The sequence below is a fragment of the Luteimonas galliterrae genome (assembly GCF_023374055.1).
GTDB classification, from domain to species: Bacteria; Pseudomonadota; Gammaproteobacteria; order Xanthomonadales; family Xanthomonadaceae; genus Luteimonas_C; species Luteimonas_C galliterrae.
Window position 1 is genome coordinate 326509 of the sequence record NZ_JAMBEP010000002.1, and the last position, 20743, is coordinate 347251.

At 66.7% G+C, this 20743-nt stretch carries 19 protein-coding genes; 10 read left to right on the top strand and 9 right to left on the bottom strand.

Going from position 1 to position 20743, the window contains the following annotated elements; translation table 11 throughout:
- Positions 1 to 42 precede the first annotated feature (42 nt).
- Positions 43 to 1842 carry an autotransporter domain-containing protein gene (locus M2650_RS12115; RefSeq protein ID WP_249475057.1) on the bottom strand — a complete coding sequence of 600 codons (1800 nt, stop codon included), beginning with the start codon at positions 1840 to 1842 and terminating at the stop codon, positions 43 to 45.
- Positions 1843 to 2065: 223 nt separating this feature from the next.
- Here M2650_RS12115 and thiS point away from each other — a divergent pair, with 223 nt between their 5' ends.
- From thiS to M2650_RS12135, 4 genes are all read left to right on the top strand, one after another.
- Positions 2066 to 2269, top strand: coding sequence for a sulfur carrier protein ThiS (thiS, locus tag M2650_RS12120; RefSeq protein ID WP_249474842.1), 204 nt, complete (start codon positions 2066 to 2068; stop codon positions 2267 to 2269).
- Positions 2270 to 2443: 174 nt separating this feature from the next.
- A complete protein-coding gene (locus tag M2650_RS12125) occupies positions 2444 to 3241 on the top strand; it encodes a thiazole synthase (protein WP_249474844.1) in 798 nt (265 codons plus the stop codon).
- A gap of 14 nt (positions 3242 to 3255) precedes the next feature.
- On the top strand, positions 3256 to 3990 hold the full coding sequence (gene trmB, locus M2650_RS12130) for a tRNA (guanosine(46)-N7)-methyltransferase TrmB (protein ID WP_249474846.1): 735 nt from the start codon (positions 3256 to 3258) through the stop codon (positions 3988 to 3990).
- A gap of 10 nt (positions 3991 to 4000) precedes the next feature.
- Positions 4001 to 5848: an SLC13 family permease gene (locus M2650_RS12135; RefSeq protein ID WP_249474847.1), complete on the top strand. Its 1848-nt coding sequence runs from the start codon at positions 4001 to 4003 to the stop codon at positions 5846 to 5848.
- Between the two features lie 39 nt (positions 5849 to 5887).
- On the opposite strand, the gene M2650_RS12140 is transcribed toward M2650_RS12135, so the two are convergent.
- A complete protein-coding gene (locus M2650_RS12140; RefSeq protein WP_249474848.1) occupies positions 5888 to 6280 on the bottom strand; it encodes a Rieske (2Fe-2S) protein in 393 nt (130 codons plus the stop codon).
- 90 nt (positions 6281 to 6370) lie between these two features.
- Between M2650_RS12140 and M2650_RS12145 the strand changes: the two genes are divergently transcribed.
- The 4 genes from M2650_RS12145 (at position 6371) to M2650_RS12160 (ending at position 9450) form a co-directional block, all read left to right on the top strand.
- Positions 6371 to 6637 carry a hypothetical protein gene (locus M2650_RS12145; protein ID WP_249474849.1) on the top strand — a complete coding sequence of 89 codons (267 nt, stop codon included), beginning with the start codon at positions 6371 to 6373 and terminating at the stop codon, positions 6635 to 6637.
- 8 nt (positions 6638 to 6645) lie between these two features.
- On the top strand, positions 6646 to 7386 hold the full coding sequence (locus M2650_RS12150) for a fumarylacetoacetate hydrolase family protein (RefSeq protein ID WP_249474851.1): 741 nt from the start codon (positions 6646 to 6648) through the stop codon (positions 7384 to 7386).
- A 42-nt stretch (positions 7387 to 7428) separates the two neighbouring features.
- Positions 7429 to 7833, top strand: coding sequence for a large-conductance mechanosensitive channel protein MscL (gene mscL / locus M2650_RS12155; protein ID WP_249474853.1), 405 nt, complete (start codon positions 7429 to 7431; stop codon positions 7831 to 7833).
- Positions 7834 to 8043: 210 nt separating this feature from the next.
- The gene (locus M2650_RS12160; protein WP_249474854.1) at positions 8044 to 9450 is read left to right on the top strand and encodes a M20/M25/M40 family metallo-hydrolase; all 1407 of its coding nucleotides are present in this window, start codon (positions 8044 to 8046) and stop codon (positions 9448 to 9450) included.
- A 22-nt stretch (positions 9451 to 9472) separates the two neighbouring features.
- Here M2650_RS12160 and M2650_RS16440 read toward each other — a convergent pair whose 3' ends face one another.
- Genes M2650_RS16440 through M2650_RS12185 form a run of 5 tightly spaced genes read right to left on the bottom strand, consistent with a single transcriptional unit; the run spans position 9473 to position 15902 of the window.
- Positions 9473 to 10300, bottom strand: coding sequence for a class I SAM-dependent methyltransferase (locus M2650_RS16440; RefSeq protein WP_283254765.1), 828 nt, complete (start codon positions 10298 to 10300; stop codon positions 9473 to 9475).
- A complete protein-coding gene (locus tag M2650_RS12170; RefSeq protein WP_345779861.1) occupies positions 10297 to 11124 on the bottom strand; it encodes a TrmH family RNA methyltransferase in 828 nt (275 codons plus the stop codon). The genes M2650_RS16440 and M2650_RS12170 overlap by 4 nt, the downstream gene beginning before the upstream one ends.
- Complete coding sequence (locus tag M2650_RS12175; RefSeq protein WP_425602546.1) at positions 11117 to 11665, bottom strand: GNAT family N-acetyltransferase; 549 nt, start codon at positions 11663 to 11665, stop codon at positions 11117 to 11119. The genes M2650_RS12170 and M2650_RS12175 overlap by 8 nt, the downstream gene beginning before the upstream one ends.
- Before the next feature lie 40 nt (positions 11666 to 11705).
- Positions 11706 to 14831, bottom strand: a complete 3126-nt coding sequence (locus M2650_RS12180; protein ID WP_249474855.1) for an efflux RND transporter permease subunit — start codon at positions 14829 to 14831, stop codon at positions 11706 to 11708.
- A gap of 3 nt (positions 14832 to 14834) precedes the next feature.
- Positions 14835 to 15902, bottom strand: coding sequence for an efflux RND transporter periplasmic adaptor subunit (locus M2650_RS12185; protein WP_249474856.1), 1068 nt, complete (start codon positions 15900 to 15902; stop codon positions 14835 to 14837).
- A gap of 250 nt (positions 15903 to 16152) precedes the next feature.
- Between M2650_RS12185 and cysK the strand changes: the two genes are divergently transcribed.
- Positions 16153 to 17106 carry a cysteine synthase A gene (gene cysK, locus M2650_RS12190; protein ID WP_249474858.1) on the top strand — a complete coding sequence of 318 codons (954 nt, stop codon included), beginning with the start codon at positions 16153 to 16155 and terminating at the stop codon, positions 17104 to 17106.
- A gap of 219 nt (positions 17107 to 17325) precedes the next feature.
- Positions 17326 to 18921, top strand: coding sequence for a YadA-like family protein (locus M2650_RS12195; RefSeq protein WP_249474860.1), 1596 nt, complete (start codon positions 17326 to 17328; stop codon positions 18919 to 18921).
- A 95-nt stretch (positions 18922 to 19016) separates the two neighbouring features.
- Here the strand turns inward: M2650_RS12195 and M2650_RS12200 are convergent, their stop codons facing one another.
- Together M2650_RS12200 and M2650_RS12205 are read right to left on the bottom strand one after the other, a co-directional pair.
- Positions 19017 to 20072, bottom strand: a complete 1056-nt coding sequence (locus M2650_RS12200; RefSeq protein ID WP_486624466.1) for a serine hydrolase domain-containing protein — start codon at positions 20070 to 20072, stop codon at positions 19017 to 19019.
- Positions 20073 to 20105: 33 nt separating this feature from the next.
- Positions 20106 to 20588, bottom strand: a complete 483-nt coding sequence (locus tag M2650_RS12205) for a ribosomal protein L7/L12 (RefSeq protein WP_249474862.1) — start codon at positions 20586 to 20588, stop codon at positions 20106 to 20108.
- Positions 20589 to 20743: the final 155 nt, after the last annotated feature.

Sequence of the window (20743 nt, forward strand, 5' to 3'; positions counted from 1 at the left end):
GCGTCAAGGCTTGGCAACGTGAATCCGTCGCCCGCCTGAACATCAGAAACCCTTGCCCAGCGTGGCGAACACGGAGGCATTGTTGCCCTCCTCCTGGCCGACGGTGACGCTGGCGCCGATATTGGCGTCCAGTCCGAACACGGCCGACTGCACGCCCAGCACCAGGGTGCCGTAATCGCGGTCGAAATCCAGGCCCGGCACCGCGTACGTGCCGGTGCCCGGCAGCGATTGCGCGCGCGCGAACGCCTCTTCGGCGTAATCCTCGAACTCGCGGTCGTAGGTCAGCTGGGCATAAGGCTTCACATGGTCGTTGATCGCATAGCTGGCCTGCCAGCCGGCGCTGCCGATCAGCGAGTCGTAGTTCTGCTCGGGGAACGCCAGCGAACTGGACAGGGCCGGCTGGCTTTCCGCATAACCGTCCACATCGATGCGCTGCGACAGGAGGCCGATCACCGGACCGTGGCGCAGCGCGCCGTCGCCGAATTCCCAACCGGCATCGATGCCGATGCTGAGGTTGTCGCCGTCGGGCGAACCGCTGTGCGTACGCGTGGCCGGGCCGAGATTGACCTTGCGGTCGACGTCGAACGCCAGCTTGGTGTAGCTGACCTGCGCATTCGCCCACAGGCCTTGCTCGCCATGCCAGCCGAGGAAGCCGCCCAGGCTGGTGTCGCTCTGGTCGAAATCGCCGGCGCGGCCGCCGAAGTCGATCTTCTGCCGGCCATAGCCGGCGAACGCGCCGTACACCAGGTTGCCGCTGGCCCAATCGACGCCGAAGGTCAGCGTCGGACCGCCGCCGTCGAAGCCGGCGCCGGTGCCGCCCTTGTCGAAGCGCTGGTTGTCGCCGCGCACGTCGGCCCACCAGCGCATGCCGTCGGCATCGGGCTTGCCGGACCGGTGCGCGGACACGCGGTCGGCGCGGGCGCGGCCGATCGTGGCGGCCGAGTGCGGCAGCAGCGCGATCTGGCGCGGGCCTTCCAGCGCCGATACGGCGAGCTGGCTGAGGATCTGGTGCGCCGCGACGGTGGGATGCACGCCGTCGGCGAACAAATAAGCGTTGGCCGCATCGGGACTGACATAAGCCAACGGACTGCAGGTCAGCGAAGACTCGACGACGCAGGCGGGATCGGTGACGTTGCGGAAACCGTACAGGCCAGGATTGGCGACCGCTTCCTGCAGGAAGTGGAACGTATCCAGCGGAATTACGCGCAACCCGGCGCCGCCGAGCGCACCGAACAACGCATTGTTGTAAGCGGTGGCGAGCGCGGTGCCCTGCGCCATGCCGACGGCGCCGCCGGCGCGCGACGACGGGGTGAGGCCGATGTCGGGAATGGTCGGCACCACGATGTAACGCGCGCCGGCGCCTTTCAACGTGGCGACGATGCCGGCCTGCGCCGTCACCGCACCGCCGATGATGGCCGGCGCCTGCGACGGATCGGCGGCCACCGCGAACAGATCGTTGGCGCCGCCCCATACGGTGTACAGCGCGTTCGGATCGGCGCGCCCGCCATTGGCGGCGAGATAGCGCGTGGTCTGCGTGGCCAACGACGGAATCGGGCCCAATGCGCCGCTGGTGTCCACGCCTACGCGCGCGCCGCCAGCGGCGTAATTGGTGCCGTTCTGGCCATTGCCGTTGGGCGTTGCGCCGGTGCCGTAATAATCGGCCACGTATTGCGACCAGACCCAGCCGGGGTTGGTGGTGAATTGGCCGATGACCGGCTGCGCCTCGGGCGGCAGCAAGGGCCGGAAATAGCCGGCGTCGGTCAGGCTGTCGCCGAAGAACACGGTCTGCGAATAGGTCTGCGCGAGCGCCGGCGCGGCGGTCAACGCCAGTGCGGCGGCCAGCAGGGTGCGGACGGGGCGGAACGACGTCATGCTTCTACTCTCCCTGAAATGATCGATCCGGTCCCGATCAGCGCGTCCCTGTGGACACGTCTGCTCAATACCACGCCGGATGGTGCCGCATCGTTTCACGAACCCAGACCCCGCTCAAGCCTGACCAATGGCCCACAAGCGGGCTGCGAACCGCCTCTACGCGTATTCATCCGGACCGCGCGACAATGGCGGCATGGACATTCTCTTGAACGGCGACCCGGTGTCGCTGCCCGACGCCTCCACCACCATCGCCGCCCTGCTTGCCGCCCAGGGCCTGGCCGAACGCCGCGTGGCGGTCGAAATCAACGGCGAGATCGTGCCGCGCGGGCGGCATGGCGAGCATCGGCTGCAGGCCGGGGACAAAGTCGAGATCGTGCATGCGCTCGGCGGCGGCTAGCCTTTGCAGAGCGGAGCTTGCTCCGCTGCTTCTGCCCCGATCTGTAGAGCGGCGCTTGCTCCGCAGCATTTTCTCGGGCGGGCCGAAGAGCAGCGGAACAAGCTGCGCTCTACAGAGCCGAAGCGGATGCGCGGCCGCATTCGCCGCAGTCGCTCAACCTGCGATAATCCCGCGATGACTCTCCTCACCGCACCCGATGACGCCCTGGTCATCGCCGGCAAGGCCTACCGCTCGCGCCTGCTCACGGGCACCGGCAAATTCAAGGATCTCGACGAAACCCGCCGCGCCACCGACGCCGCCGGCGCGCAGATCGTCACCGTCGCTATCCGCCGCACCAACATCGGCCAGAATCCCGGCGAGCCCAACTTGCTCGACGTGTTGCCGCCGGACAAGTACACGATCCTGCCCAATACCGCCGGCTGCTACACCGCCGAAGACGCCGTGCGCACCTGCCGCTTGGCGCGCGAACTGCTCGATGGCCACAACCTCACCAAGCTGGAAGTGCTCGGCGACCAGAAGACGCTGTTCCCCGACGTGGTGCAGACGCTGAAAGCGGCGGAACAGCTGGTCGCCGACGGCTTCGAGGTGATGGTCTACACCAGCGACGATCCGATCCTGGCCAAGCGCCTGGAAGAGATCGGCTGCGTCGCGGTGATGCCGCTGGCCGCGCCGATCGGTTCGGGCCTGGGCATCCAGAACAAATGGAACCTGATCGAGATCGTCGAAAACGCGAAGGTGCCGATCATCGTCGACGCCGGCGTCGGCACCGCATCGGACGCCGCGATCGCGATGGAACTGGGCTGCGATGGCGTGCTGATGAATACCGCGATCGCAGGGGCCAAGGATCCGGTGCTGATGGCGCAGGCGATGAGGCTCGCCGTCGAAGCCGGCCGCGCCGCGTTCCGCGCCGGGCGCATTCCGCGCAAACGCTACGCCAGCGCTTCGTCGCCGGTCGACGGGCTCATCGGTTAGGCCGCGCGACGCCGATGACCGAGCCGCTGCAAAAGAAGCCCTACACCCAGCAGGAAGGCCGCCGCAGCGTGCGCAGCTTCGTGCTGCGGCAGGGACGCTTCACCCCGGCGCAGCAGCGCGCGTTCGACGAACTGTGGCCGCGTTTCGGGCTGGACTACCAAGGCCGGCCGCGCGATTTCGACGCGGCGTTCGGCCGCAGCGCACCGCGCGTGCTCGAGATCGGTTTCGGCAACGGCGAGGCGCTGCGCTTCGCCGCGGCCGGCGACGCGGCGCGCGACTACATCGGCATCGAAGTGCACGCGCCCGGCGTGGGCCGGCTGTTGAACGCATTGGCGCAAGACGGCAGCGAGCATGTCCGCGTCTATCATCACGATGCGGTCGAAGTGCTGACCCAGGAGCTAGCGGACGGCTCGCTCGACGAGATCCGCATCTACTTCCCCGACCCCTGGCACAAGAAACGCCACCACAAGCGCCGGCTGCTGCAACCCGAGTTCGCCGGCCTGCTGGCGCGCAAGCTCGCGCCCGGCGGCCGCTTGCACCTGGCGACCGATTGGCGGGACTATGCCGAACAGATGTGGGACGTACTCGACGCCACCGCCGGCCTGCGCAACCCCGCCGGGCCGCGCGGGCACGTGCCGCGGCCGCCGTGGCGGCCGCAAACGCATTTCGAATCGCGCGGCCAGCGCCTGGGCCACGAAGTTTTCGACTTGGTCTACGAACGCATCGCTCCCACAACGGACTTGAGATAACCGCGGACACATGGACAGCGCGCTGACCCTCACCTCCGACATGAAGCTCGTGCTCGGGCTGGTCGGACTGACGATGGCGCTGTTCCTGTTCGACCGCATCCGCGCCGACGTGGTCGCGCTGGTGGTGCTGGTGCTGCTGGGCCTGACCGGCCTGGTCGCGCCGGAAGACCTGTTCGGCGGTTTCTCCGGCGGCGCGGTGATCAGCGTCATTTCCACCATGATCCTCGGCGCGGGCCTGGAACGTACCGGCGCGCTGAACCGGCTGGCCGCGTGGCTGCTGCGGCGCGCGCACGGCGTCGAACAACGATTATTGCTGTTGACGACCGCAGTGGCGGGCCTCAACTCGTCGATCATGCAGAACCCGTCGGTGATGGCGCTGTACCTGCCGGTCGCTTCGCGCCTGAGTTCGCGCACCGGCCTGGCGCTATCGCGGCTGCTGCTGCCGATCGCCGCCGCGATCGTGATGGGCGGCGCGCTGACCATGGTCGGCAACTCGCCGCTCATCCTGCTCAACGACCTGCTGATCTCGGCCAACAGCAATCTGCCGTCGGGCGCGGCCACCATCGAGCCGCTGCGCATGTTCGCCCCGCTGCCGATCGGCCTGGCGTTGCTGGGCGCCTCGCTCTTGTATTTCCGTTATTTCGGCGACAAGGAACTGCGCGACGACGTCGCCGGCGGCGTCACACCGGCGCGCACCGAAAGCTATTTCGCGCGCGCCTACGGCATCGAAGGCGACGTGTTCGAACTCACCGTCAGCGCCGACAGTCCGCTGGTGGGCATGGCGCTGGGCGAGGCCGAAGCCCTGCGCGGCGCGCCGCTGCTGCTGGCGCTGAAGACCGGCAACGAATCGCGGCTGGCGCCGCCGGCCGATGCGCGCATCTGGGTCGGCAGCGTGCTCGGCGCGATGGGCCCGCGCCAGCAGGTCGCCGATTTCGCGCAGAACAACTTCCTGCGCATGAGCACGCGCTTGCGCGAATTCCGCGATCTGTTCAACCCCAGCCGCGCCGGCATTTCCGAAGCGGTGGTGCCGCCGACTTCGAAGTTCATCGGCAAGAACTCGGCCGAACTGCAATTGCGCAAGCAGTACGGCATCAGCCTGCTGGCGATCAACCGCGACAAGGAAGTGCTGCGCGACAACGTGCGCCAGGTGCCGCTGCGCGCCGGCGACATGCTGGTGCTGCACAGCATCTGGCAGGACCTGGGCGAGGCCGCGTCGGCCAAGGACTTCGTGGTCGTCACCGACTATCCGAAAGGCGAGCAGCGGCCGCACAAGTTCAAGATCGCGATGACCATCTTCGCCATCACCATGCTGCTGGCGCTGAGCTCGCGCATCCCGGTGTCGATCGCGCTGATGACCGGTGTGGCCGGCATGCTGATCGCAGGCGTGCTGAACATGGACGAGGCCTACGGCGCGATCAACTGGAAAACCGTATTTTTGATGGCCTGCCTGATCCCGCTCGGCTGGGCGATGGATTCCAGCGGCGCCGCGGCCTGGGTGGCCGGGCATACGTTGGCGCGCTTGCCGGAAGGTTTGCCGATCTGGGTGCTGGAATTGGCGGTCGCGATATTGACTACGCTGTTCTCGCTGGTGATCAGCCACGTCGGCGCGACCATCGTGATGGTGCCGATGGCGGTCAACCTGGCGTTGGCGGCGGGCGGCAATCCGGTGGCGTTCGCGCTGATCGTGGCACTGTCGGCGTCCAACAACTTCATGACCGCATCCAATCCGGTGATGTCGATGATCACCGGGCCGGCGGGTTATACCTCCCGGGATCTGTGGCGCATCGGCGGGCCGTTGTCGCTGATCTACGTGGTCATCGCGGTGGCTGCGGTGAATGTGATGTTTTGGGGCAAGTGAGCCGCCGCTTTTGCGGGAGCGGCTTTAGCCGCGAGCTTTTTACGGATCAGATGAGTCTTGCAAAAGCTCGCGGCTAAAGCCGCTCCCACAAGAGCCGAGCCAGACATCGCCGTCGACGACAGATACCGGAACCACGCGCAAATGCGAACCCCGGCACGGCCCGGCCACGCATAATCCTTCGGCCAGCTCGAAGCTCGCGCCGTGCGCCGCGCAAACCAACAGGCCTTCCTTGCTCTTGAGGAACTTGCCCGGCGCCCAGTCCAGCCTCCGGCCGGCGTGCGGGCAGACGTTGAGCCATGCGCGCACCCGCTGGCCGTCGCGGTAGAGGATCAGCGACTCGGCATCGCCGTCCAGCGCGGCTTCGACTTCGGCGAAGCCGCCGTCGGCGATATCGGCGAGCGCGATCAGCGGCTGCCGGCTGTAACCGCGCATTAACGAACTCCTTACAAATGCGTCCTGGGCCTGTCCGATACTTGCCCCCCGGCCCGACCCTGGGCCTGCATTCTGTCACGACCGCCGCCGATGCCCGCATTCCATTTTCACCGCGATTCGCTGCGCTGGGCTTTCGCTCCGCGCAAACCTCGCCATCCGCTGTTGCGGATCGCGTTCGGCCTGGTCGGCCTGGCCTTGCTGGTGGTGTTGCTGGTGCTGGGCCTGTTCGTCGGTGCGGCGATGGTCGCCGCCGGCCTGCTGCTGAAGTTCTGGCGCCAACGCGGCAAGCCCATTGCGGCCGAGAAGAACGTGGTCGAGGGCGAATACCGCGTCGTCGGCAAACCGCTGCTGCGCTGATCCTTGCGATGACCGATCCCGCGACGACCGACGCGATCCCCGCGCCGACGCCATCGCGCATACCCGTGCGTGGCGGCGGCATGTTTCCCGTGCGCCGCATCTACTGCGTCGGCCGCAATTTCGCCGACCACGCCAAAGAGATGGGCGCGGCCGCGCCGGCGTCGAAAGCCGAACGCGGACAGCCGGTGTTCTTCCTCAAGCCCGCCGACGCCATCGTCACCGACGGCGTGGTGCCCTATCCGCACGGTACGCACGACCTGCATCACGAAATCGAATTGGTGGTCGCGCTGGGCCGCGACGCCCCCGCCGGCGTGCTCGATCCGCACAACGCCGAGAAGCTGGTCTACGGCTATGGCGTCGGCCTGGACCTGACCCGCCGCGACCTGCAGGCCGCGGCCAAGGCCAAAGGCTTGCCCTGGGACACCGGCAAGGCCTTCGACCACTCCGCGCCGGTCAGCGAACTGGTGCCGGCCGCAGCCGTGGGCGATCTCGACACGCTCACGCTGACGCTGCTGGTGAGCGGCGAGCCCCGCCAGCGCGGCGCGCTGTCGGACCTGATCTGGAACGTCGGCGACATCCTCCACGAATTGTCCAAGCTCTACGCGTTGCGCGCGGGCGACCTGATCTTCATGGGCACGCCCGCCGGCGTCGGGCCGCTGCAGGTCGGCGATGCGTTCGTCGCCCGTCTGGACGGCATCGCCGAGCTGCGCGGCGAGATCGTGATGCCCACCGGCACTGGTGTAGGCTAAAACCCGCCGCGATCGGCGGCGCCAGCGGAAAGGAGACACGCGATGGGCATGATCGGTGAATTCAAGGAATTCGCGATGCGCGGCAATGTCGTCGACTTGGCCGTCGGCGTCGTGATCGGCGCGGCCTTCGGCAAGATCGTCACCGCGCTGGTGGACAAAGTGATCATGCCGCCGATCGGCCTGCTGGTCGGCGGCGTCGACTTCTCGAAATGGGCGATCACGCTGAAGGAAGCCGGCGTGGATGCGGCCGGCAAGGAGATCCCGGCGGTGGTGCTCGGCATCGGCGAGTTCCTGAATACCGTCATCCAGTTCGTCATCGTCGCGTTTGCGATCTTCATGGTGGTCAAGGCGATCAACCGCATGAACCGCAAGCCGCCCGAGGCGCCCGCCGCGCCGCCGGAAGAGGTGCTGCTGCTGCGCGAGATCCGCGACAACCTCAAGCGCTGATTCGCTTCGCGTCCCCAGGTTTCGTAGGAGCCGCTTCCGCTTTTGTAGGAGCGGCTTTAGCCGCGAGCTTTTTCCAGCACATGAAGCGTGCGAGGAAGAGCTCGAGGCTAAAGCCGCTCCTACGAAAAGCAGCAGCCATGACGAGTGGCACAAAGACGCCGAGCCGCGGGCTGCTAAGCTCGGGGTTTCGCCATGTCCGGGGGGACTGCAATGCGCTTTTCGCTGTCGATCGCCGCGTTGACGCTTGCCATCGCCGCCACTCCCGCCGTCGCTCAGAAGGCGACCACGATCCCCGAATCCGCAGTCGCCAACGCCGCGACGCTGCGCGAAAAAGCTTTGGCCAGCGATCTCGGCTGGAAGATCACCGAATCGCTGACCACCGAAGTCGGCCCGCGCCTGGCCGGCAGCGAAGCCGATGCGCGCGCCGTCGCCTGGGCGGTGGCCAAGTTCAAGCAGCTGGGCTACGACAAGGTCTGGACCGAGCCGGTCACGTTCCCCAAATGGGTACGCCGCAGCGAACACGGCGAAGTAGTCGGCGCGCATGCGCAGAAACTCTATCTCACCGCGCTAGGCGGCAGCCCCGGCGGCACGGTCGAGGCCGAAGTCGTGCGTTTCCCGGATCTGGCGGCATTGCAGGCCGCGCCGGACGGTTCGCTGGCCGGCAAGATCGCTTTCGTCGACTACCAGATGAAAAAAATGCGCGACGGCAGCGACTACCGCAACGGCGGCGGCATCCGCGGCCGCGGCCCGTCGGCGGCGGTGCGCAAGGGCGCAGTCGCCTTCCTGATGCGCTCGGCCGGCACCGACAACCATCGCGTGCCGCATACCGGCGCCACGCGTTTCGAAGATGGCCTGAAGCCGATTCCTGCCGCGGCGCTGTCGATTCCCGATGCCGACCAGTTGGCGCGGCTGGTCGCGCTCGGCCCGACCAAAGTGCGCGTCGCGCTGGATTGCGGTTTCGACGGCGAATACACCTCGCAGAACGTGATCGGCGAAATCCGCGGCAGCGGCAAGCCCGACGAGGTCGTGCTGATCGGCGGCCATCTCGATTCCTGGGACCACGGCACCGGCGCCATCGACGACGGCGCGGGGATCGGCCTGAGCATGGCCGCCGCCGTGCTGGTCAAGCCGCTCAAGCCCAAGCGCACGATCCGCGTGGTCGCGTTCTCCAACGAAGAACAAGGCCTGTACGGCGGCCGCGCCTATGCCGAGAAATACTTCAAGGACGTGAGCAAGCACCACATCGCGGCGGAAAGCGATTTCGGCGCCGGCCGCATCTACGCCTTCAGCAGCAGCGCGCCCGATTACGCCAAGCCCGCGGTCGAGCAGATCGCCAAGGCGCTGGCGCCGCTGGGCATCGAATACGCGCCCGGCACGGGCGGCCCGGAATCCGACATCGGCGCGCTGGCCGCGCGCGGCATGGCCTGGGGCTACCTAGGACACGACGGCACCGACTATTTCGACCTGCACCACAACGCCGACGACACGCTCGACAAGATCGACCCGAAGGCGCTGGCGCAGAACGTGGCCGCGTACGCCGTGTTCACCTATCTGACGGCGCAGTCGGACGGCGATTTCGGCAGTGCGCCCAAGGCTGCAGAGCCGCGCGAAAGATAAGGCTTCGTAGCGCGACGCGACGTCAACGCCGCGCGCGCAACACCCACTGCCCTTGCGGCAGGCCGCGTGCCGGGTCGTGCACGCGGCACGCGTCCGCGTCCGAAAATCCTGCCGCACGCAGCCTTTCGATCAGGCCCCACCCGAAATGGTGGAAACACAGCACGCCGCCGCTGAGCGGATCGCCGTGGAATTCGGGCTCGCCGACGTGGTCGATGCCGCCGTCGTCGCGCAGGCGCGCGATCACGCGGCTGTCGCGATGGCGCTCGTGGAAGGGCACCGTCAGCACGAGTATCGCGCCGGGGCGCAGGACGCGCGCGAACTCGCGCAACGCTTTGTCGTAATCCGGTACGTGCTCCAGCACATCCAGGCTGACGACGGCATCCAGGGACGCATCCGCGAAGCTCAGCGCGGTGATGTCCTGCCGATGGACCCATCCCGGCGCGCCCTGCCTGAGCAGCCACAGCGACAGGCGCAGGCGCTTTTCCAGCCCGGATACGAACTCGCTGCCGCGCGAACGGGGAAACCGGCCTCGGAGCGCGATGAAGAACGGGCTGGCCTGTTCGGTCGCATAGACGCGCGCCGACCGGGCCTCGGCCACGGCCGCACGCAGCGCCATGCCAGCCGCGCGCTGGCGCGAATTGCAGGCGCAGTGCAGGCAATGCAGCCGTTCGCGCAGATCGGCGCCGGCCGCAGCGTTCCGAAAGCCGAGACGGGAACCGCACAAGCCGCATTCGCCGGCGACGACCTCCGCGACATCGGGCAGGGTCGCGGCTTCGCCACTGACGATCCGTTCGGCGTCTTGCTGCCACGCGTCCAGCGTGCGCCATGCCGGCCACGCGTCTGCGTTCATCCGCCTTGCGCCCACTGCGCCAGCAATACGGCCGTGGCCGAAGCCACGTTCAGGCTTTCGACTGCGCCGCTGCCCGGAATCGACAAGCGTAGGTCGCACGCCGCGGCCAGTTCGCGATCCATGCCCTCGCCTTCTGCGCCCAGCACGTACACCAGGCGTTCCGGCAGCTCCGCCGCGAAAAGGTCGCCGCCACCGCCCACTACCGTTGCGGCGAGCGCGAAACCGGCGTCGCGCAATTGAGCGATGCCAGTTGCCGCTTCGGGCAGACGCACGAACGGCACCGCTTCGGCGCCGCCTTCGGCGACGCGCGCCGCAGCGCCGGACAACGCCAGCGTCGAATGCGCCGGCAACAGGATCGCCGCCGCGCCGAAATGCGCGGATGCGCGCAGGATCGCGCCCAGATTGTGCGGATTGCCCACCCCATCGAGCCACAGCGCGCACTGCCTGCCTGCCGGCAGGCCCTGCAACCATGCGGACAGCGGCAGCGGCTCTTCGCGCAACACATCGGCCACGACGCCTTCATGATGCGAACTGGCGGCGAGCTTTTGCAGGTCGCCCTCGTCGACCACCCGATAGCCGATGCGGTGCGCGACGCACCACTTCAACAAGGGTTGCAGCTGCGGAATGCGCGTCTCGGCCAGATACACCTTGCGGATCGCTTCCGGCCGCCGCGCGAACGCCGCGCGAACCGCGTTCAGGCCGTACATGCGCAACTCCGCTTTGGCCCCGGCATGCCTGGCCGGTGCGGACGCCGGTTCGCGGTCGCCGCGCTCGGGCCTGTGGCGCGCGCCGCGCTTGTCCCAAGGTGAAGGAGGCTTAGGCATCGTCGAGAACGCTCCGCACTTTGGCGAAAACGCGCAGGTCGTGCAGCCTGCCGCGCTTGAAGACCGCATTGTGCTGCAAACCTTCCTCCGAAAAGCCGCATTTGGCCAGCACCCGCGCGGAACCGGTGTTGAAGTCGAGCACGGTGGCCTGCAGCCGGTACAGCCGCAACTCGCGCATGACCCACGGCGCGAACGCCGACACGACCCGGGTCATGCGGCCCTGGCCCCAGAATTCCCGGCCCAGCCAATAGCCGAACTCAGCGGTGTGCGCATGTTCGCCCTGGCCGGGCCGCGCGCCGATCCCGCCGCAGGCCTGCCCGCCGATCTCGATCGCGAACACCGGATGGTGGAAATCGACGACGCGCCCGGACAGGAAAGCCTCGCCGTCGGCGCGGGTGTAAGGGAACGGAAAACGATCGCTGACGCCGCGCGAGACCTGTTCGTCGTCGGCATGGCGCACCAGCGCGTCCAGATCGTCCGCGCGCCAGGCGCGCAGGCGTATGCCGTCGCCGACTTCGATTTTGGCGCTGCGCCAATCCACGCCCGTCTCCTGCATCCGCTTCGATGGGTGGATTATGCGGTCAGGCATGGCCGCCGACAGGCGGGACTTCCTTTTCCAGCTTGGCCAGTTCGTGCGCCACGGCTTCGGGCGAATGGGTGAAGCGCGCCAGCAGGCTGTAGAACGCAGGGACCGCGAACAGCGACAGCAGCGTCGAGAACGCGACGCCGAACACGATCACCACGCCGATCGACGAGCGGCTGGCTGCGCCGGCGCCGGTCGACAGCATCAACGGCATCGCGCCGCAGATCATCGCCACCGATGTCATCAGGATCGGCCGCAGGCGCACCGTGGCGGATTCCACGATCGCTTCGGCCACGCTGCGGCCTTCGTCGCGCAACTGATTTGCGAATTCGACGATCAGGATGCCGTTCTTGGCCGCCAGGCCGACCAGCATGACGATGCCGATCTGGCTGTACAGGTTCAAGCTGGTGCTCCACACCGACAGGCCGATCAAGGCGCCGAGCATCGCCAGCGGCACCGTCAGCATGATCACGATCGGATGCAGGAAGCTCTCGAACTGCGCCGCGAGCACCAGGAACACCACCAGCAAGGCCATGCCGAAGGTGAAGAACACGGCGGTGCTGGATTTCTGGAATTCGCGCGATTCGCCCTTGTAGTCGATCTGCGCTTCCGGCGGCAGTTCCTGCGCGGCCAAGCCGCGCAGGTATTCGAGCGCCTCGCCGACCGTATAGCCCGGCGCCAAGCCGGCGGTGAGCGTGATCGCGCGCATCCGGTTGAAGCGGCTGAGCGTGCCGGCCTCGGCGATCTCCTCCAGCTTCACCAGGTTCGACAGCGGGATCAGCCGGTCGGTGGTAGTGGAACGCACGTACAAGCCGGTGATGTCGCTCGGGCTGCGCCGGTTCTCCAGGCTGGCCTGGGTCATCACGTAATACTCTTGGCCGTCCTTCTCGTAGGTGCCCGTGCGCAGCGAGCCGAGCATGGTCTGCAGCGTGTTGCCGATCGCCTCCACCGGTACGCCGAGATCGGCGGCGCGCGCCTTGTCGATGTTGACCCGGATCTGCGGCAGGGTTTCCTTGTAGTCGTAATCGACGTTGACGAGCCCGGGATTCTCGTCCATGCGCTGCAGCATGCGGTCGCGCCATTGCGCCAGCGTTTCGTAGGTGGGGCCGCGCAGCACGAACTGCACCGGCCGGCCGCCGCCGCGCACCAGGCCTTGCTGGACTTCGGTGGTGATGCGTACGCCCGGGATGTCCGCCAGATCCTTGCGCACCTGTTCCACCAAGTCCTGCGTGGTGATTTCGCGCTCGTCCCAGGGCTTCAAGAAAACGATGGCGCGGCCGCTGTTCATTACGCCGCCGCTGCCGCCGAAGCCGCCGGGCACACGGATGATCACGCGGTTGACCGGTTTGTCGTCGCCGGTGTAGGCCAGCAACCGCTTCTCGACCTGCGCTGCTTGCTCGACCATGTAATCGTAGCCCGCGCCTTCCGGTCCGGTCATGCTGACGGTGAAGTTGCCGCGGTCCTCAACTGGGGCGAGTTCCGACGGCACGAGCTTGAACAGCAGGCCGCTGATCGCGAACGTCGTCAGCATCGCCGCCGCCAGCAGCCACCCGCGTCCGATCACTTTGCCGAGCAGATTGCGGTACCAGCGCGTCAGGGTACCGAGCCGATCGTTGACCCAGTTGTTGAAGCCGCGCTTGTGCGTATGCGGCCGCAGCAGCACCGAGCACATCATCGGCGTCAGGGTGAGCGCGACGAAACCGGAGATGAGCACCGCACCGGCCACCGCCACGGCGAGCTCGCGGAACAGCCGGCCCTGGTTGCCTTCCATGAACGCGATCGGCAGGAACACAGCGATCAGCACGACGGTGGTGGCGATCACCGCGAACGCCACTTGGCGCGTGCCGCGCAAGCCGGCCAACAGCGGCGGCTCGCCCAGATCGACGCGGCGCTGGCAGTTCTCCAACACCACGATCGCATCGTCCACCACCAGGCCGATCGACAGCACCAGCGACAGCAAGGTCAACTGGTTGATCGAAAAATCGAACGCGTACAGCGCGATGAAGGCCGCGGTGATGCAGATCGGCACCGTCACCGCCGGGATCAGCGACGCGCGCACGCTGCCGAGGAACACGAACACCACCACCAACACCAGCGCGATCGCTTCGGCCAGCGTCTTGTAGACCTCTTCCACGGCCGCATCGACGAAGACCGTGGAATCGAATGCGAGGGCGATGCGCATGCCCTGCGGCAGGGTCGTCGCCATGCGTTCGGCCAAGGCTTTGGCGTCGTGCGCGACCTGCAGCCGGTTCGCGGTCGAAGTGGCGACGATGCCGATGCCGACCTGGGGCACGCCATTGCCGTGGTAATAGGCGCGGCGGTCCTCCGAACCGAGCTCGACCCGCGCCACCTCGCCCAGGGTGATGACGTGGCCGTCGCTGCCCTTGCCGACCACCAGGCCCGCGAAGCTTTCCGGGGTCTGGTAGCCGCGCATCACCCGCAGCGCGAATTCGCGCGCGGTCGATTCCAGGCTGCCGCCGGGCAATTCCACGTTCTCGCGCTGCAGCGCGCCGTTGATGTCGTCGACGGTCAGCCCGCGCGCGGCCATCGCCTTGTCGTCCAGCCAGACGCGCATGGCGTAGCGCTGGCCGCCGCCGATGTTGATCGAGGACACGCCGTCGATCGAGGAGAACTGGTCGGAAAGATAGCGGTCCGCGTAATCGGTCAGCTCCTCGGCGCTCATCGCCGGATCGCTGAGGTTGAAGAACATGATCGGCGCGGAATCGCTTTCCTGCTTGGACACCTGCGGCGGATCGATCTCCGTCGGCAGCCGGTTGGCGACGCGGCTGACCGCATCGCGCACGTCGTTGGCCGCGCCTTCGATATCGCGCGACAGGTTGAACTCGATATTGATGTTGGAGCGGCCGTTGCGGCTGTCCGCGGTGATCAGGTCGACGCCTTCGATGCCGCTGATCGCGTCCTCCAGCACCTGCGTGATGCGGCTTTCCACCACCGCCGCCGAAGCGCCGGTGTAGGTGGTGCTCACCGACACGACCGGCGGATCCACATCCGGCAATTCGCGCAGCGGCAGGCGGGTGAACGACACCACGCCCAGCACGATCAAGATGAGCGACATCACCGTCGCGAAGACGGGGCGCTTGATCGAAATATCGGAAAGCAGCATTGCTTAGTTCTCGTCCGCCTGCGCCGTCTCCGCACCCTCGGTCACGTCCCGGATGGTCGAACCGTCGCGGATCTTGACCGTGCCGTCGACGACGATGCGGTCCCCCGCTTTCAGGCCGGAAAGGATCTCCACCTCGCCGCGGCGGCGCGCGCCGATCTTGACCGGCACCTGCTTGACCTTGTTGCCGGTCTCGACCCGGAACACGCTGGCATTGGTGCCGGATTGCTGTAGGGCCAATTCGGGTATCGCGAGCGTTTCGCGCGACGCGCGCTCGACGCCCACCTCGAGCAGCATGCCCGGGCGCAATTTGCCGTCGGGGTTCGGGATTTCGGCGCGCACCATCACTGCGCGGGTCGCCGGATCGACCCGCGAATCGATCGTGGTGATCGCGCCCTCGAAGCGCTCGCCGGGCCATGCGTCGCTGCGTGCATTGATGCGCTGGCCCGCAGCCAACTGCGACAGGGAAGATTCGGGGAAGGTGAAATCGAGTTTGATCAGCGACACGTCGTCCAAGGTCGTGATCGGCGTGCCGGGCGTCACCAGCGTGCCGGCGCTGACCAGGCGCAGGCCCAGCACGCCGTCGAAAGGCGCGCGGATCACGCGGTCGGCGACGGTGGCGCGTTGCACGGCGACGCGAGCCCGCGCGGCTTCGAGCGCGGTGCGCTGGGTTTCCAGTTCCGAGCGCGCGATCAGTTGCTGGTCGGCGAGGCGGCTGTTGCGTTCGTACAATTGTTCGGCGTCGCGCAGCGAGGCCTGGGCTTCGGCGACGCCAGCGCTCTGCTCGCGCTGGGTCAGCGTGACCAGGCCCTGGCCGCGCTTGACGAATTGGCCGCTGTCGAAATCGACGCTGGCCACGGTCTGGGTGACGCTGGCGGTGATGTCGACCGATTCGCGCGCCTTGGCCGTGCCCAGCGCGGTCAGCTCGTCGCTCCAGCGCACCGGCTGCAGGCGTGCGGTGGTCACCGTCGGGGTCTCCTGCTGGCGTCCGCCGGCGTCGTCCTTGCCGCAGGCGGCCATGACCAGGCATAGCAGCAGCGTCGGAACGGCGATAAACGGTCGGGGAGTCGGCATCGGTGCTCGGATTCGGTCAAATCCGGTCGATTCTAGCCGGTGGCCGTGACACCCACGTATGCCATCGGGCATGGCGCTGGAACGCCCCGTTTCCGTCAACCTCTGGCGCTCGCGTGCGTTACGCGGCAGTCTGGCCTTGCGCGCCCTACCGGCCGCGGCCTCTCCTCCGCCGATCCTGCGTATTGATTCCTGTCGGCCCGAGCGTTTCCGCACACGCAACCGCCCCGATCCCCCACTCAGGAGCGACACCATGATCCACGACAGCATTCTCGACACCATCGGCCGCACTCCGGTCGTGCGCCTGCGGCGCATCGCGCCCGCCAATGTCGAACTTTACGCCAAGGTCGAATCGTTCAATCCAGGCGGTTCGGTCAAGGACCGCCTGGCCATCGCCATCATCCTCGACGCCGAAATCAAAGGCCTGCTGAAATCCGGCGACACCGTGATCGAAGCCACGTCGGGCAACACGGGCGTCGCGCTGGCGATGGTTTGCGCGGCGCGCGGCTACAAATTCGTAGCGACGATGTCGGAAACCTTCTCGATCGAACGCCGCAAGCTGATGCGCGCTTACGGCGCGAAAGTGATCCTCACGCCCGCGGCCGAACGCGGCAGCGGCATGGTGCGCAGAGCCGAAGAGTTGGCGAAGAAGCACGGCTGGTTCCTCGCGCGCCAATTCGAGAATCCGGCCAACCCCGCCTATCACCGGCAGACCACCGCCGCGGAAATCCTGCGCGATTTCGCCGGCCGCCGGCTCGACCATTTCGTCACGGGCTGGGGCACCGGCGGCACGCTGACCGGCGTCGGCGAAGTGCTCAAGGTCGCGCGGCCGGAAGTGAAGGTCACCGCTTGCGAACCGGCCGGCGCTTCGCTGCTCGCCGGCAAGGAATGGCAGCCGCACAAGATCCAAGGCTGGACGCCGGATTTCGTTCCCGCGGTGTTGAACCGCGATGCAGCCGCGCAGATCCTGCCGATCGACGACGTGCTGGCCCGCGATACCGCGCGCCGCTTGGCGCAAGAAGAAGGCGTATTCGTCGGCATCTCGGCCGGCGCCACTGTGGCCGCCGCGCTGGAAGTGGCCAAGTCGGCGAAGGACGGCGAGGCGATCCTGGCGATGCTGCCCGATACCGGCGAGCGTTATCTGTCGACCTTCCTGTTCGAAGGCGTCAATGAGGGCTCCGACGACGAGTGGTTGGCTTCGCTGTAGGGTGGACCTTGGCCCACCGTCGCCATGCCTCGCTGGCGACGAACAGCCCTTGAGACTCAAACACACCCCGGCTTGCAGCTCAGTCGCCACCCGCGCTGTAACCAACAATCGACGGGTACGTCCGGCTTTACCGTCCGTTGAAGGATCAGGCCCTCAATCTGGCCTTTTTTTTGGGTTTTTCCGTCTTTTCAGTTCACTGCCACTTGCGGCAGCACTTCGATGGAGCCCGATCAGATGAACCGTTTAACCCGATCCTCTTCGGCCGCGCGCCCAACGGCGCTGGCCTTAGCCCTGCTGGCCCTATGCGCCGCCGCACCGGTCTTCGCAGGCAACCCCAACACCTGCAACCTCAACAACGGCGTGGACAACGATGCCGAAGTGGATGGCGGCAGCACGGCAACGGGCACCGACGCCACGTCCTGCGGATCGTCAAATATCGCTAGCGGCGATAGAAGCACTGCGTTCGGCTTCAGTAATGAAGCCACCGGGACGCAAAGCAATGCCATTGGCGAAGATAATTCGGCTACCAGCCTCAACAGCAGTGCAATTGGCGTGCAGAACCAAGCTATAAGTGAGGGCAGCAGCGCGTTCGGAAACAACAACCGTGCTGATTTCTCTTTTGCCAGCGCATTCGGTTTTCAGAATCGGGCGCATGGCGATCACAGCAACGCTTTTGGTAACAATAATCTTGCCGATGGCGCTTTCAGCAGCGCCATCGGCACCGAAAATTTCGCTTTCGGCCAGGCTAGCAGCGCATTCGGTTCTAACACCAGCGCCACTGGCGATGGCGCTGTAACTCTAGGCAGCGGATTCGACGTCAATGGCAACGGCTTCTTCGATACGGAGATTGACTTCAACAACGATGGATTTACTGACACCGGTAGCGAAGTAACCTGGGCCGGCGGCGACCATGCTGTTGCGATCGGTTCGGCCAGTCACGCAATAGGCGACCGCTCCGTAGCAATGGGTACCTTGACCCAAGCCATGGGTTCATCCAGCGTGGCGATAGGATCCTCTGCCACCGCTCAAGGCAGCAACAGCATCGCCGCAGGCAGTTGGTTCGACCGGGATGGCGACGGCATACAAGGTGCCGACGAAACAAGCTTGGCTGCGAGCGATCACGCCGCCGCCTTCGGCCCCGGTGCGCACGCACTGGAGTTGCGAACCGTGGCCGTCGGCGCTGGCAGCCAAGCGCTAGCTGTGGACAGCGTGGCTTTAGGCAGCGGCGCCGTCGCCGATCGCGCCAACACCATTTCGGTGGGCTCCTTCGGCAACGAACGCCAGATCGTCAACGTCGCCGACGGCACGCAAGGCACCGATGCGGTCAACCTCAATCAGCTCAATGCCACCTTGACGACGGCCAAGGCCTACACCGATACCGCCGTGGCTACCGGCGGCACCGCTGCCAACGCCTACACCGACGATCAGATCGCCAACGTCAAAGGCGAGATGCAAGCTGGCGATGCGCAAACGCTGTCGGCCGCCAACGCTTACACCGACCAGAAGTTCTCGCAGGTCGATTTCTCCGGCATCAACGATCGCTTCGACCGCATCGACCAACGCTTCGGCCAGATGGGTGAGCGCATCGACCGCGGCAATGCGCTGGGCGCAGCCATGGCGCAGATGAGCGCGATCGCTGCCGGCGGCAACGGCCCGCGCGGACGCGTGGCGGTCGGCGCCGGTTTCCACGGCGGTCGGCAGGCGCTGTCCGTCGGTTACGGCGTCCGCGTGGGCAGCCGCGGCGTGTTCACGCTCGGCGGCGCGTTCAGCGGGTCGGAGCGTTCGGCCGGCATCGGGTTCGGGGCGGATCTGTAATTCGCCCGCAACGACGGCGGTGACGTGGGGGATCGTGTAGGTTCGATCGGCGTCCGTCGCCGATGCGGCATGGCGATGGTGGGCCAAGGCCCACCCTACAAGAACAATCGCGCGATCTGCAGCGCTTTCTTGTACGGCTCCGGATCGTCGCGGTTGGTCAGCACGACCACGGTCAGCTTGCGCTGCGGATAGCGCACGATCACATTGCGGAAGCCGATCGTTTCGCCCGAATGCCACAGGGTTTCGCCGGTGACGCGCCAGCCGTAGCCGTACTCGACCGCCGGATCGTCGGTCTTGGTCCACGGCGTGGCGGCGAGCTTGCGCGATGGCGCGTCGAGCAGACGATCGTCGTATTGCGCGGCATCCCATTTGGTCAGGTCGTCGATCGACGAGTAGATGCCGCCGTCGCCGAGCACCGCGCTGGTGGAGCTTTGGTCGGCGCGCTGCCAGCGGCCGTCGATCAGGCTGTAGCCATAGGCGCGATCGGCCACTTCAGAGACGCCCTTTTCGTACGCGACGGTGCGCTTCATGCCCAGCGGTTCGAAAACGCGGTCGTGCAGGAACGCTGCATAGCGTTTCCCGGACGCTTTCTCGACGATCAGCGCCAACAGCGCGTAACCGCCGTTGCTGTAGCGGTAGCCGCTGCCGGGCGCGAAGTAAGTGCGGCCTTGCGTTTCGAGCAGCCGCAGCACGTCGGCATCGTGCACCTGTTCGTTTTCGGTGGCGTCCTGCGCCATCACCTCTTCGTAATCGATCAAGCCGGACGTGTGGGTCAACAGGTGCTTCAGCGTGATCGCATCGGCGCTGGCCGGCAGCGAAGGCAGCCATTTTCGCACCGGGTCGTCCAGGCCGAGCTTGCCGTCCTGCGCCAGCAGCAGGATCGATGCGGCGGTGAACTGCTTGCTCACCGAAGCAAGCCGGTAATTGGTGCGCGGCGATGCGGCGATCCGCTTTTCCAGATCGGCATAGCCGTAGCTGCGGCTGACCACGGACTTGCCGTTCTCGATCACCAGGACCGAAGCGCCGGGCACGTCGCCCTGGTAGTCGCGCATCAGCGCATCGACGGATTCGCCCATGTCTTTTCCTTGCCCTCCGGCGACGGTGCCCGCCAGGACGGCCCCCAATACGAATGTGTGGATGATGGTCGGCATGCTCCGGATTCTACGTCGGCCCCGGCGCCCGGGTCAGCCGCCGCTCGCCATCCACATCCAGACCGCAGCGGCGAGCAGGATCGCCACCACCCAGATCCAACTGCTGCGCCCGCTGTCGCCCTGCACCACGGTCGGCACGCGCCGCGCGCCATGTTGCGCCTTGCTGGGGGCCGGATGCTTGCCGACGATGGCATCGACCGCATCCTTGGCTTCCTTCAAACCCAATTGCGGATTGGCTTCGCGCAGGCGTTTGATCGCGTCGATCAGCTCGCCTCGCGCCAGCGCTTCGGACACCTGCTGCGGGAACGCGAGATTCGCCGCCGCGGCCTTTTCGCGCAGTGCGCTGACCCTGCTGGCAACGACCCGATCCGGCTGTTTGGCATAAGCCTCGACGAGATCCTTGGCTTCCTTCAAGCCCAGACCCGTGGCTTCGCGGACGATCTTGATCGCCTGGATCAGTTCCCCGCGCGCGAGCGCAGCGGCGGCTTCGGGCGGCAGGCGGATCGCGTTGGACATGGCGGCGACTCCCGGGGTTGCTCTCAGCATATCGCTTTCTGCCGATCTGCTTTTGCAGGAGCGGCCTCAGCCGCGAACTCTCACTTCTTTTGCCTGTCATCCCGAGCGTAGCGAGGGATCTGTTGTGTCGTGGAGCAGATCCCTCGCTACGCTCG

What these genes read in the sequence shown, in the direction of transcription:
- M2650_RS12140 (WP_249474848.1), bottom strand. Translation starts at nt 6,280, where the DNA reads ATGCGCGGTTACAGCCGGCAGCCGCTGATCGCGCTCGCCGATATCGCC.
- M2650_RS12185 (WP_249474856.1), bottom strand. Translation starts at nt 15,902, where the DNA reads ATGCCGACTCCCCGACCGTTTATCGCCGTTCCGACGCTGCTGCTATGC.
- M2650_RS12170 (WP_345779861.1), bottom strand. Translation starts at nt 11,124, where the DNA reads ATGCCTAAGCCTCCTTCACCTTGGGACAAGCGCGGCGCGCGCCACAGG.
- M2650_RS12200 (WP_486624466.1), bottom strand. Translation starts at nt 20,072, where the DNA reads ATGCCGACCATCATCCACACATTCGTATTGGGGGCCGTCCTGGCGGGC.
- M2650_RS12135 (WP_249474847.1), top strand. Translation starts at nt 4,001, where the DNA reads ATGGACAGCGCGCTGACCCTCACCTCCGACATGAAGCTCGTGCTCGGG.
- thiS (WP_249474842.1), top strand. Translation starts at nt 2,066, where the DNA reads ATGGACATTCTCTTGAACGGCGACCCGGTGTCGCTGCCCGACGCCTCC.
- M2650_RS12195 (WP_249474860.1), top strand. Translation starts at nt 17,326, where the DNA reads ATGGAGCCCGATCAGATGAACCGTTTAACCCGATCCTCTTCGGCCGCG.
- M2650_RS12145 (WP_249474849.1), top strand. Translation starts at nt 6,371, where the DNA reads ATGCCCGCATTCCATTTTCACCGCGATTCGCTGCGCTGGGCTTTCGCT.
- M2650_RS12205 (WP_249474862.1), bottom strand. Translation starts at nt 20,588, where the DNA reads ATGTCCAACGCGATCCGCCTGCCGCCCGAAGCCGCCGCTGCGCTCGCG.
- M2650_RS12150 (WP_249474851.1), top strand. Translation starts at nt 6,646, where the DNA reads ATGACCGATCCCGCGACGACCGACGCGATCCCCGCGCCGACGCCATCG.
- M2650_RS16440 (WP_283254765.1), bottom strand. Translation starts at nt 10,300, where the DNA reads ATGAACGCAGACGCGTGGCCGGCATGGCGCACGCTGGACGCGTGGCAG.
- M2650_RS12125 (WP_249474844.1), top strand. Translation starts at nt 2,444, where the DNA reads ATGACTCTCCTCACCGCACCCGATGACGCCCTGGTCATCGCCGGCAAG.
- mscL (WP_249474853.1), top strand. Translation starts at nt 7,429, where the DNA reads ATGGGCATGATCGGTGAATTCAAGGAATTCGCGATGCGCGGCAATGTC.
- trmB (WP_249474846.1), top strand. Translation starts at nt 3,256, where the DNA reads ATGACCGAGCCGCTGCAAAAGAAGCCCTACACCCAGCAGGAAGGCCGC.
- cysK (WP_249474858.1), top strand. Translation starts at nt 16,153, where the DNA reads ATGATCCACGACAGCATTCTCGACACCATCGGCCGCACTCCGGTCGTG.
- M2650_RS12160 (WP_249474854.1), top strand. Translation starts at nt 8,044, where the DNA reads ATGCGCTTTTCGCTGTCGATCGCCGCGTTGACGCTTGCCATCGCCGCC.
- M2650_RS12180 (WP_249474855.1), bottom strand. Translation starts at nt 14,831, where the DNA reads ATGCTGCTTTCCGATATTTCGATCAAGCGCCCCGTCTTCGCGACGGTG.